Genomic DNA, 11,019 nt, shown 5'->3' with positions numbered 1-11,019 from the left:
AGCGGCTGTCCAAGATCCTTGGTACACCCCAGTCTCCTCGTTTGGGGCGGTGTAGATTTTCTTGAGCTCGGCGGCGATCTTCTTGCGGTCTGAGCCGGAGAAGAACCGCATCGAGGCGCGGATCAGGTGCACCACGCACGTTTGGATCAGCGAGTCCGGCCAGGATAGTGCCCCGTGGGGTGGTGGGATTCGGATCGGCGTCTGGTCAGGCGCAGTGATCAACGAGTCGTTGCTGATCGTAGTCGCCGCCGGCGTCGAGGGCTTGTTGTTTGGCGGCGATGACGCGTCGGAGTTCGGCCATGGAGGCCTCCGAGAGATAGCGACGTGAGACCTGCCATTCGTCGTGTTGATCGATCACCACCGAGGTCGCCAGGCGCAGGAACGCAGCCGGGTTGGGGAAGATCTCCACGACGTCGGCGCGGCGCTTGATCTCCTTGTTCAGGCGCTCGATCGGGTTGTTGGACCAGATCTTCTGCCAGTGTCCGCCGAGGTGGGTGGGCCACCCTTGGAGTCGTCTTCCGGCAAGTTGACAATTTCCGAAGGGTGGCCCACCCCCATGATCCTGGATCAGGAGTCCTGGATGAATATCCGACGTTTCAAACAGCTGCATGCCACCGGCATGACGTACGCCGAGATCGGTCGCGAGTGCGGCTGTGACTGGCGCACGGTACGCAAGTACCTGGCCGAGGATGCCCCGACGTCGCCGCCGTCGGCGCCCTCGCGCAAAGGCACACAGAAGGTGGCCATCACCGAGGTGATCGCAGCGTTGATCGATGCGATGCTGCGAAGGGGCACGACGTCGACGACATGAGAGCGCGGGCGATGGCGGACCCCCGATCATCTGGGCCCGCCACGCCTGGTGTCCCGGCTACCCCTTGGGGCGCGCGATCCACTGGGTCCGTGGCGCGAATCCCCATTCCAGACGCCCGAGGCGGGACGGCGGGAGCAATTTTCTGAAGTCGGGGAGCCCGTCCTCAGCCAGTACGTCGTCATCGACCGCCACGGACACCACCTCGCCGAGTAGCAGCGTTCCGTTACCGACCTCGACTATGTCATGCCGACGACACTCAAGGGCGATGGGCGCCTCGGCCACGCGCGGCGCGGCTACTACGTCGGACGCCTCACCGCGTACTCCGGCGACCTTGAATTCGTCGACGTCTGCGGGGAGAGGTGCGGACGTCTCGTTCATTACCTCCATCAGCGATTCCGTGCCGATATTGACAACGAACTCGCCTGTGTCGCGGATATTGCGCCACGAGTCCTTGTGCCCGAGCGAGGTCACGGACAGAATCGGGGGCTCACCTGACGCGACGGTAAAGAATGAGTATGGCGCGAGATTTCGGATACCGTCTGCGGAGAGTGATGAGATCCAGGCGATTGGCCGCGGAGCCACCGATGCGGTGAGCAGGGTGTAGAAGCCCCGGGGAGGCGCGGATTCCGGACTGTAGACGGTTCGCATGACCCCAGTTTGCGTGCCCGAAATTGGCTGTTCGAACGCAGTAGGTCGCCGGGGGTGAAGTCTGCTCACGTTCGGTCTCGCAACCAACGCCCGATCTCCCTGCCGGCGGCCGCCGCGGCGGTGGGCTCTCCCTCGAAGAGAGCGGCACCGAAGTGCTTGCCGCGCACCCTGACGTGTTCAACATCGCTTGTCCCGAGGGCAGCGACCATCGCAATCGCATCGGCGGGAAAGCACGCCTGGTCCCCCGTGATCTCGATAAACAGTGTAGGTACCTGGATAGCAGGGGCGCAGCGAATGAACCCGGCACGGCTGCTCAATCCTGACCAGGTGGACAACCACGCCTCGGGCGTGGTCAACCGCCCGAAGCCGACCACCCCGTAGTTGGTCAGGTCGGGTCGCGACCCGAACAGAGAGCCATAGGGGCGCAGGTTCGGATCGAGTGTCGGGTCCACGCACCGGAGATCCGCGTCGGTCCGGTACACCGTGATGAGCTCCGTGGCCAGCGCGTCCCGTCGGTCCGCGGGATCGCCGGACTGCTTGAATCTGCCCTGCGCCTCGCGGGCCCGCGCGACCCTCTCGCGGGCCTTGGCGTCGATCCGTGCGACACGGGCGCGTTGCGCGGCCCGGTACTCGTCGATGAACTCCGGGGAGTACACGCTCGGTTCCGGCGCCGGTGCGAATCCATTGCTCCCCGAGTACGGATCGAGCGCGGGGTCGACTGAACGCGGATCGTCCTCGTCGGTGACCGAGGGGTCGATCATCCTGAGCAGGAGTTCGCCCTGCCCCGGGTGTGGAGCCATCAGCACCATGAGGTCGGCCAACGGCATCTCGGCGTCGGGCAGAGGCACGGGCTTGCCGCCGGGGGTCGCGGAAAGACGCTGGGACGCAGGTAGTCCTGCCTGTTCGGCGTAGAACGCGGCCAGCGCGCCGCCGCCCGAGTGCCCGACCGAGACCACGGACGCGAAGCCCCGCTCCCGCAGGAAGACGTGTCCGGCGGCCATGTCCAGCAGGGCCTGCTCGTGCAGCAGAGTGAGGTCGTTGCCCATGGTCCTGCTGCCCTGCGTCCATACCGCGTATCCGCGCTTGAGGAACTCCGGAACCAGGACGTGATGGCTGAAGTCGTTCCGTGGGTGCATGAGGAACGCCACCGTGGTCGCTCCAGGCACCGTCCGCAGGAGTCCGGAGACGCTCGCGCCGTCGACCGTGGTGAGCTCGTGGGCGGTCACCGACGTCTCCGGTGGAGCATCGTCGGCGGCCAGGTAGCGACCCGCGCCCACCCGCTCCGTCGTGCTCATCGGGCTTCCACGCGCAGGGCGTCCTTGTCGTGCTGGGTGATCTTCGACGCCTCGAGACCGGCGATCGCGCTGTACCAGACGGCGTGGCGACACCCGGTGGCACGCCGGTCGATGACGATGGTGCCTTCGGCGGAGATCCGGAAGTACGGACCGACCTTGTCGACGGTGACCCCCTCCTCTCCCGACGCAACGCGGACCACTCCCTTGTTCTCCGGGACGTCGAGGACGTAGAGCCGGCTCATCGGTCCACCTCCAGAGCGGCGTGCTCCCGCTCCCAGGCGACGGCCTTGTCCACGATCAGCTCCGCCTTGCGGGCCAGCAGCGTGTCCAGTGAGGCGTCTCCCGCGGACACCACATCGCACAGCGCCTCGAGGGTGAGCTGGGCGTCGAGGTCCTCCTGTGGGGTGACCGGGCGCAGAGCCCGCGTGATCTCCACCATGTAACCGTTGGGGTCGTGGGTGTAGATCGATTCGATGGTCTCGTGCATCACCTGCATCTCACACGGCCACTGCGAATCATCGAGGCGGCGTCGGTACTCGAGCAGGTCCTCCTCGCTGTCCACGTGGAGTGCGAGGTGGCGGGAGTTACGGAAGAACACGGGGACGTCCTCGTCGAACCTCGCCCAGGAATCGCCCGGCGCGCTCTGGTCGCCGTATGGCTGCAGGCCGAAGTAGTAGAAGAAGGCCAGCCGGTCGCCGTTGCCAATGTCAAAGAAGAAGTGGATGAAGTCGGGGTGCTTGTCCGGCCCCCAGCCGGCTGCGCAGATCGAGTGCACCACCGGGAACTTGAGAACGTCGCGGTAGAAGGTCACCGTGCCCACGGGATCGAAGGTGGGGAAGGCCGCGTGGTCGACTCCTCGCGACAGGTGTTGTTCGCTGTACTGGCTGGACATGTCGTCTCCTTTCGCAGACAGTCAGTGGGTGGTCTCGGCAGTGGCGTCGGCACGCAGGAGCGAACCGGCGCCGGGGATGTCGACGCGCGCGCCGACTGCTCTCAGGAGCTGGAACGCTCCGGCGGTGGCGGCGGTGATGACGGGGACGCCGAACTCGTCCTCGGCCGCCTGCACGAGGTCGAGTGAGGGCATCTGGACGCACGCCGAGAGCACGAGGACGTCGACTCCGCTGAGATCCAGGCTGCGCGCCGCCTCCATCACCTTCTCGCCCGGGATGCAGCCCACCTCGGCGTTGTCGGCGACCTCGAGGGCGCGCCAGTCGGTGACCTCCAGGCCTTCGTTCTCGAGGTAGGCGATCACCTGCTCCGCCAGCGGCCGCAGGTAGGGGGTGACCACGGCGATCCTCGTCGCACCCATGGCGGTCAGTGTGTCGACCAGTGCGCCGGCACTCGAGAGCGCCTGAGCCTCGGAGCCTCCCGCGGCGAGCTGCTCGGCTATCGAGAGCTCGGTATCACGGTGTGCGCCGGGGCCGGTCGACATGATGGCGACCAGGCATGCGTAGAGGATCGCATCGACACCGGCGTCGCCGAGCTCGATCACGCAGCGTTCCCGCTGGGCGTTCATCGCCCGCAGTTGCTCGGGGGAGACCGTCGTCATCCGCATACGGCTCGAATGGAACGTGAACTCCTCGTCCGGGTGGCGGGCCAGGATGCTGGGCATCTCCGTCTCGACGGTGACGTTCGAGCTGGGGACGACCAGTCCGATGCGTTTGGGTTTCTGGGTCACGCTGATCCTCCGGGTGCGAGCGGGTACACCCCCAGTGTTCGACATTGACGTAGAAAAGTCAACACTCGCGTCCAAGACTGACGGGTGGGCGTACAGCGCCGACCGCCAGCAGAACGACCGACGGCACCCCGCAAGAGGGTGCCGTCGGTCGGGTGGAGCTACGTGGCGTGTTTAGAGCAATGGCTCGAGTCGGTCGAGCCGATCACGGATCTCTTTGATCAGACCCGGGGCGCCGTCGGCGGCGTCCTGTGCCGGAAGGGACAGCATCCGCGTGACGAGCGTGTCGATCGTCGATGCGATCGACTCCATTTTCACGGCGTCTTCGGGCCGCACCCACCACGCCACCCAGTTACACATTCCGATCACGCTCAGTGCCGTGGTGCGCGAGTCCGTCGGGGCGAACTGGCCGGCGCGGACACCTTCCTCGATGATCGTCACCACCTCGCGCAGGACGCGCCGCTTGGCCTCGGCGTGATCAGTGCGGGCGGGCTCGGGCAGGACGGTCTCCGAACGATCGAGGATCCGGAAGCGGCCCGGATGCTGGACCCGTTGGCGGACCAGCTGGTCCGTGACCATGGAGATCTTCTCCGACGGGGTCAGATCGGGACGTTCGCGGAGCTCGCCGAGCACCTCCGCCAGGCTCTGCGAGACGCTCTCCACCAGCATCACCAGGAGGTCCTCTTTGCTGCTGAGGTAGTGATACAGCGCCGGCCGGGAGACCCCGACGGCATCGGCGATGTCCTGCAGGCTGGTCGCCTCGTATCCCTTGACCGCGAACAGTTCGGTCGCGGTGTCGAGCACCTCGCCGACGATCAGTTCCCGGCGTCGCCAGTTCGTCGTCTTGCCTGTCTTTTCCGCCGTTGACATGCCGATCACCCTACTCTCGGCGGAGCAACGGCCCGGTCCCGCGCACCGGGAGGTCAGCCCCGGACCGGGCAGGGGCAAGAGGCGGACCTCACTGTGTGAGGATCACAGCATCCGCGCGGCCGGTGGCCACCGCGGCGGCGGCTTCCGAGCGCAATGCGGTCGGTACCTCGACCACCACCGTGTGGCGCCCCTTCCACCGGACCCGCTCAGCGGTATCGATACGGGCTCCCACAGCGCGGGGGTCGTCGTCACCTCCCAGTACGACGACCTCCTCTGGGCACGAGCACAACTCCCTCGTGGCCTGTTCCCCTCCGGCCGTGTCGGACCACTGCAGCCGTCGTACTCCCTGTGCCGGGAGGTCGGCATCGGACAGGGTCCTGGACGGGGCCGCAAGGGCTCCGGCGGCAAGTGGTCGGGAGAGCACCCAGTCGTCGAGCATGTCGAGATCGCCCACGGGGGCGTCGCCGAGATGCTCGAGAGCCACCCGTGCGTTGTCCGGGTACTCCCGCGCGTAGTCCGAGACGCCGATGTTTCCGGCGCGGGTCATGTATGACAGCGCGATCTCTTCGGGGGTGTTCGTCATGCGTTCGCGGAAGGAGGTCCACCAGGCCTGTGATCGTGCGGCGAGATGCTTGAACCTGTCCACCCCGGGGCGGCGACGGGTCTCGTAGGCGGCGAAGGCTTCACCGACCTCGTCGTGCTCGGCGAGTGCGTCGGCCAGTGCGATGGCGTCCTCCAGGGCCAGCTTCGTACCCGAGCCGATGGTGTAGTGCGCGGTGTGGGCGGCGTCGCCGAGCAGCACCACGTTCCCCGCCGACCAGCGTTGCAGGGACACGGTCGGGAAGCGGGACCATCGGGTCCGGTTGGCCAGGAGGGGGCGGCCGCGGAGCTCGTCGGCGAACATCGTCTCCACGAGTTCGAGACTGCGCCAGTCCGACTCGCCGGGCTGCACCGCACGGTCGTTCTCGGCGAGGCCAGCACTGGCCCAGGTGGTCTCGTCCGCCTCGATGAGAAATGTGCTGCGGCCCTCGGCGTACGGATAGGCGTGAGCGACAAAGAGATCGTCCCCGTTCGAGCGCCACGCGAAGTTGGCGTTCTCCACGGCGAAGTCCGCACCGCACCACATGTAGTGGAGTGAGCCGTAGTCGACCGTGACGCCCAGCTCCTCCTGCAGTCCCTCCCGCGTGGCACTACGAGCGCCGTCGGCAGCCACGATCACGTCCGCCGTCAGCTCGGAGATGTCCACCTTGGTGCCCATTCTCAGGTCGACCCCCACCTCGTCGGTGAGCCGGGTGAGCACCTCGAGCAGGGTCGCTCGTCCGATCGCGAGGTTCCGCGCGCCGTGAAGATGGACCTCGCGGGCGCCGGAGCGCAACACCAGGTTGTGGCCGACGTAGCTGGCCTGGCGCATCTGCTCTGCCATCTCCGGGTCGGCGGACGTGACGTTGCGCATCGTGGCTTCGGTCAGCCCGACCCCAAAGCCGAAGGTGCCGGTGCTCGACTCGGCGCGCTCATACACCGTCACGGTCGCCTCGGGTGAGCGCAGCTTGATCAATCGTGCCGCGGCCAGACCGGCGGGCCCGCCGCCGATGATCGCCACTGTCTTGTCGGTCATCGTCTTGATCCTTCCTACCGGGCGCCCGAGGTGGGGCTGTCATCGCGGAGTGCGGCGGCGATCCGCTCGCGCAGGTGCTTCTTGGAAACCTTCCCCACGTTGGACAGGGGGAACTCGGGGACGATCTCGACCCGCTCGGGAAGCTTGTACTTCGCGAGCCCATGGCCCAGGAGGAACTCCCCGAGCGAGGCGACCGTCGGTTCGGCGGCACCGGGTTCGATGATCAGGTAGGCGCATCCTCGTTCGCCGAGGACGGGATCGGGCATCGCGACCAGCGCGGCGTTGACGACGTCGGGGTGACGCAGGATCACCTCCTCGACCTCTTCGGCGTGGATCTTCTCCACCCCGCGGTTGATCACATCCTTGATCCGGCCCTCGATCGAGTACATGAGGACCCCGTCGACGTCGTGGGCTCGGGCGAGGTCGCCGGACCGGTAGAAGCCGTCCGGGCTGAAGGCGGACTGGTTGTGTTGCTCGGCCCGGTAGTAGCCGCGGATCGTGTAGGGGCCTCGGGCGCAGAACTCGCCGATCTCCCCGACGGGAGCGGGGTCGTCACTGCCGACCTCGGTGATGCGGACCTCGTCGGCAGGTGAGATCGGAGCTCCGACGGTGTGATGGCGGACGTCCTCGGTGGCATCGCCGGGAGTCAGCAGGAACATCCCCTCGGCCATCCCGAACATCTGTCGAACCGCGATGCCGAGCTCGTCTCGCAGGCGCTCGGACACTCCGGTCGGCAAGGCCTGGCCGCCGACGAGGAACTGCTCGATGCTGCTCAGGTCGGTCTGTCGGCTACGGGGCTCCTCCAACATGCGGACGGCCAATGCCGGCGGTACCAGGGGCATCGATGTGGGACGCTCCGACCCGATGAGGTCGAGGAGCTCGGGCACCGACGCCGACGGTGCCAGGATGAGCGTGGCTCCGCTGAGAAGGGCGGGTTGCACGGCAAGAGCGATCCCCGCGTTGTGCATGACCGGCAGCGGGTACAGGATGCGGGTGTCGGGCCCCCAATCCAGCGCCTCGGCCCACGCGCGTGAGTTGTAGACGTATTCCTCGTGCTGCCTGGGAGCGACCTTGGGCAGACCGGTCGTGCCGCCGGAGAGTTGGAACACCGCGATCTGCTCGGGATGCACGGGCTCGGGCGCCAGGGATCGGGAGCCGTTCTCGACGAGTTGCTCGAGGGTCGGGCCGTCGCCGATCGCCTCACCACGCGCAACGATCACCGTCGAGAGGGTGCCTGCGGAGTGCAGGTCGCGGGCGACTTTCAGGGTCTCGCCCCGACCGTGGTCCGCCTGCACGATCGTGGCGCGCGCGCCGACGTGCTCGGCCAGCGAGCCGATCTCGCGCGAGCCGTGTTGGGCCAGGGTGCACACGGGACGCAGTCCGGCGACGAGTGTGCCGAAGTAGGCGACGAGTGTCTCGGCGACGTTGCCCATCTGGAACATCACCGCCTCGCCGGGTTCGAGATCGGTCGTCGCCAGCAGCCCCGCACCGAAGTTCCGGGCGCGCTCTGCGAGTTCGGCGTAGCTCCACCGCACCTCCGGAGTGACCAATGCGAGCCGGTCTGCGTGGCGGTCGGCGGCGTCGAGGATCTCCTGGGGCAACGACAAGCCGCGCCAGAGACCGCGGTCGCGGTAGTCGGCGACGAATTGTTCGGGATACGGCGACAGCCCGGGATCGGGATCGGGCCGTGTGGGCTGGGCGGCAGGGATGACTGACATGAGAGTCAAAATATCAACATTAGTGTTGACAATGCAAGGGTTTCGCCGTTTGATCATCGTGAGCGGTGACGCCCCGGCCTCACCGATGCCATCCCACCCTCGTGAGGAGTCCCCATGTCCAGTCAATCGCCACCGGTGCAGGGCGCACGCCGATATCTCGTGGTCGCCGTCTGTTTTGCCGCCATCGTCTTCGACGGCTACGACCTGATCGTGTACGGCTCGACGATCCCCTCCCTGCTGGAGTACGAGCCCTGGGCGCTCACCAGGGCGGAGGCCGGCGCGATCGGAAGCTACGCCCTGTTGGGGATGTTCTTCGGCGCGATCCTGGCGGGGACGCTGACCGATCGATTCGGTCGCCGAAAGCTCTTCATCGGCTGTCTGGTCTGGTATTCGACGGCGATGCTCGCAGTGGCTCTTGCGCCGACCCCGGAGTTGCTGGGGCTGTTCCGCTTCATCGCCGGTCTCGGCTTCGGTGGTGTCGCCCCGGTGGCCATCGCTCTGGTGGTCGAGGTGGCCAGGCCTCATGAGAAGAACCTGCTCAACGCCCTGATGCTGTCCGGTCTCCCGGTGGGTGGTGTGTTGGCCGCCGTACTCACTCTGCTCTGGGGTGACGTCCTCGGATTCCGCGGGCTCTGGGCGCTCGGAGCGAGCGCGCTCATCCTGGTGGTCCCCTTTGCCATCAAGGTGATCCCGGAGACGGCTCCGTCCGCACCGGGGCCAGCGATCGCCGGAGACAAGCCGGCCCGAGGACCAGTGCGCGAGCTCGTCGGGGCCACCAGGCTGCGGTGGGCCCTGATCCTGTTCGCGATCGCGAACTTCGCCGGTTTCCTCCTGGTGTTCGGTCTCAACACCTGGCTCCCGGAACTCATGCGCGGTGCGGGATACAGCCTCGGTTCCGCGTTGACGTTCCAGGTTCTGCTCAACGTCGGCGCGATCATCGGCGGGCTCGCCGGTGCGGTGCTGGCCGACAGGTACGGCAATCGACTGGTTTCCGGGGCGTACTTCCTGGTGGCGGCCCTGGCGATCACGGGCATGGCGATGACACCGTCGCTCGGCATCATGTACCTGGTGGTCCTGCTCGCCGGAGCGGGTTCGATCGGCACCCAGATCGTGCTGTTCGGCTACGTGGCAACCTACTATCCCGCGCGTGTGCGTGCCTCGGCGCTCGGCATCAGCACCGGTGTCGGGCGTCTCGGCGCGGTGACCGGCCCGCTCGCGGGGGGCCTGCTCCTGACAGCTGGTGTCTCGTTCGCCGGGATCTCGGGCGCATTCGTAGCGGTGGCGTTGCTGGGCCTGGTCACCTGCCTCCTCGTTCCTCGCCGAGCGCTGGACCCTAATGAGAAGATCGGTCTCGTCACAGCCGGGGTCGGGGACGGCTGACTGACTCGGCTACACAAGGAGACTGCAGCGAGTCTGGGGGTGCTGACGTCCTCGAAAATCGTCCTATGTCAGCACGGGCGCTCCCCATGCCCGCCGACGACGGACTCGCATGGCGAGTTCAGCAACTGTGCCTAACAAACTCCTACCAGTTCCCCCTCCCCGAATGGGGCCGACGGCGCGACCTCTGGCTCAGTGAATCGCCTGTCAGTATTCGAGGTGGCGGGCCTGGGGCCTGCTGGCAGGAGATTCACTCTGACCCGCAGCCGCCACTGACAAATTAGTGGCACGCTACTGACACGCGTTTGGCAAACTGACAAACTGTTTGGCAAACGACAGGCACTGTCGGTTGCCAAACAATCTGTCACTTCGAACCTGGCCGATCAGGTAGTTGTCACAAGCTTGTCAGTCGCCGATTCTCACGAAGTTGGCAGGATCCTAGCTCCTGACAACTAGTGACAATGGGCGCAGTACCACCGGGCTAGAAAGACGTAGTGCTGAATCTCCCTGGATCTGTCGGAGCGTTCTGACGTGGCAAGGAAGACTGGAACCCATGGCAGCACGGCGAGAGTTCGGCGCCTCGACGCGCGGGTCGACGGTCCGGATGTACCACCAGCACTTGGTGGATGCGCATGGCTCCAAGGCCGCCGCTCGCACGCATGTCGGTTTTCCGCGGGGCGTGAACCCAGCGACCCTGCGCAATTGGATCGAGGTGGGACCGGCCGCGCTTTCACCCAAATGGCCTACTGAATCCGCGCGTCTCGCCGTAGTCTCGGACGCCGATTGCGGAGCGGGGCAGCGGGTGGGGTTCGCTAAGCGTCTCTTTTCCTTCGCGGGCGCAGTGGCATTGGCGCACTCGCGACCTGAGGTCGGGCCTCCTGACCTGCTTAAGCGTCCCGAAGATCGCATTCCGCACGACCTGACACTCACAAGCCCCGCATGAACAATCAGTGGCACAAACCCAGTGGCGCAGACGCTGTGGGCTGTGTCAAGGAATGTGGACAGTTCCT

Annotated in this window: 10 protein-coding genes and 2 pseudogenes; 2 read left to right on the top strand and 10 right to left on the bottom strand. The window is 66.5% G+C overall.

Translation table 11 applies throughout. From position 1 onward, the window contains the following. Positions 1 to 153: pseudogene (locus G6016_RS02415) on the bottom strand (transposase); the annotation flags it as partial. 52 nt (positions 154 to 205) lie between these two features. Next, positions 206 to 481: pseudogene (locus tag G6016_RS02410) on the bottom strand (transposase); the annotation flags it as partial. A gap of 99 nt (positions 482 to 580) precedes the next feature. Between G6016_RS02410 and G6016_RS02405 the strand changes: the two are divergent. After that, the gene (locus G6016_RS02405; protein WP_182631116.1) at positions 581 to 811 is read left to right on the top strand and encodes a hypothetical protein; all 231 of its coding nucleotides are present in this window, start codon (positions 581 to 583) and stop codon (positions 809 to 811) included. A gap of 57 nt (positions 812 to 868) precedes the next feature. Here G6016_RS02405 and G6016_RS02400 read toward each other — a convergent pair whose 3' ends face one another. The 8 genes from G6016_RS02400 to G6016_RS02365 form a co-directional block, all read right to left on the bottom strand. After that, positions 869 to 1,459, bottom strand: coding sequence for a flavin reductase family protein (locus G6016_RS02400; RefSeq protein ID WP_182631115.1), 591 nt, complete (start codon positions 1,457 to 1,459; stop codon positions 869 to 871). A 65-nt stretch (positions 1,460 to 1,524) separates the two neighbouring features. Next, positions 1,525 to 2,754, bottom strand: coding sequence for an alpha/beta fold hydrolase (locus G6016_RS02395; RefSeq protein WP_182631114.1), 1,230 nt, complete (start codon positions 2,752 to 2,754; stop codon positions 1,525 to 1,527). Next, complete coding sequence (locus G6016_RS02390) at positions 2,751 to 2,996, bottom strand: hypothetical protein (protein WP_182631113.1); 246 nt, start codon at positions 2,994 to 2,996, stop codon at positions 2,751 to 2,753. The genes G6016_RS02395 and G6016_RS02390 overlap by 4 nt, the downstream gene beginning before the upstream one ends. Further along, positions 2,993 to 3,646 carry a VOC family protein gene (locus G6016_RS02385; RefSeq protein WP_182631112.1) on the bottom strand — a complete coding sequence of 218 codons (654 nt, stop codon included), beginning with the start codon at positions 3,644 to 3,646 and terminating at the stop codon, positions 2,993 to 2,995. The genes G6016_RS02390 and G6016_RS02385 overlap by 4 nt, the downstream gene beginning before the upstream one ends. A gap of 21 nt (positions 3,647 to 3,667) precedes the next feature. Then, positions 3,668 to 4,432, bottom strand: a complete 765-nt coding sequence (locus G6016_RS02380; protein ID WP_380024129.1) for a maleate cis-trans isomerase family protein — start codon at positions 4,430 to 4,432, stop codon at positions 3,668 to 3,670. 171 nt (positions 4,433 to 4,603) lie between these two features. After that, on the bottom strand, positions 4,604 to 5,299 hold the full coding sequence (locus tag G6016_RS02375) for a TetR/AcrR family transcriptional regulator (protein ID WP_182631110.1): 696 nt from the start codon (positions 5,297 to 5,299) through the stop codon (positions 4,604 to 4,606). A gap of 88 nt (positions 5,300 to 5,387) precedes the next feature. After that, entirely contained in the window at positions 5,388 to 6,914 is a 1,527-nt protein-coding gene (locus G6016_RS02370; protein WP_182631109.1) for an FAD-dependent monooxygenase, read from the bottom strand. A gap of 14 nt (positions 6,915 to 6,928) precedes the next feature. After that, positions 6,929 to 8,632 (bottom strand): (2,3-dihydroxybenzoyl)adenylate synthase, encoded by a 1,704-nt coding sequence (locus G6016_RS02365; RefSeq protein ID WP_182631108.1) that lies wholly within the window; start codon positions 8,630 to 8,632, stop codon positions 6,929 to 6,931. Between the two features lie 114 nt (positions 8,633 to 8,746). On the opposite strand from G6016_RS02365, the gene G6016_RS02360 reads away from it, so the two are divergent. After that, positions 8,747 to 10,012, top strand: a complete 1,266-nt coding sequence (locus tag G6016_RS02360) for an MFS transporter (RefSeq protein ID WP_182631107.1) — start codon at positions 8,747 to 8,749, stop codon at positions 10,010 to 10,012. The last annotated feature ends 1,007 nt before the right edge of the window (positions 10,013 to 11,019 follow it).

This window comes from Dietzia aerolata, assembly GCF_014144865.1.
Classification (GTDB): domain Bacteria; phylum Actinomycetota; class Actinomycetes; order Mycobacteriales; family Mycobacteriaceae; genus Dietzia; species Dietzia aerolata.
The sequence above is the reverse complement of the archived record's forward strand: the minus strand, read 5'-3'. Positions and strand labels throughout refer to the sequence as shown.

Coding starts and splice junctions, on each gene's coding strand:
- G6016_RS02400 (WP_182631115.1), bottom strand. CDS start 1,459: ATGCGAACCGTCTACAGTCCGGAATCCGCGCCTCCCCGGGGCTTCTAC.
- G6016_RS02385 (WP_182631112.1), bottom strand. CDS start 3,646: ATGTCCAGCCAGTACAGCGAACAACACCTGTCGCGAGGAGTCGACCAC.
- G6016_RS02360 (WP_182631107.1), top strand. CDS start 8,747: ATGTCCAGTCAATCGCCACCGGTGCAGGGCGCACGCCGATATCTCGTG.
- G6016_RS02395 (WP_182631114.1), bottom strand. CDS start 2,754: ATGAGCACGACGGAGCGGGTGGGCGCGGGTCGCTACCTGGCCGCCGAC.
- G6016_RS02375 (WP_182631110.1), bottom strand. CDS start 5,299: ATGTCAACGGCGGAAAAGACAGGCAAGACGACGAACTGGCGACGCCGG.
- G6016_RS02370 (WP_182631109.1), bottom strand. CDS start 6,914: ATGACCGACAAGACAGTGGCGATCATCGGCGGCGGGCCCGCCGGTCTG.
- G6016_RS02365 (WP_182631108.1), bottom strand. CDS start 8,632: ATGTCAGTCATCCCTGCCGCCCAGCCCACACGGCCCGATCCCGATCCC.
- G6016_RS02405 (WP_182631116.1), top strand. CDS start 581: ATGAATATCCGACGTTTCAAACAGCTGCATGCCACCGGCATGACGTAC.
- G6016_RS02390 (WP_182631113.1), bottom strand. CDS start 2,996: ATGAGCCGGCTCTACGTCCTCGACGTCCCGGAGAACAAGGGAGTGGTC.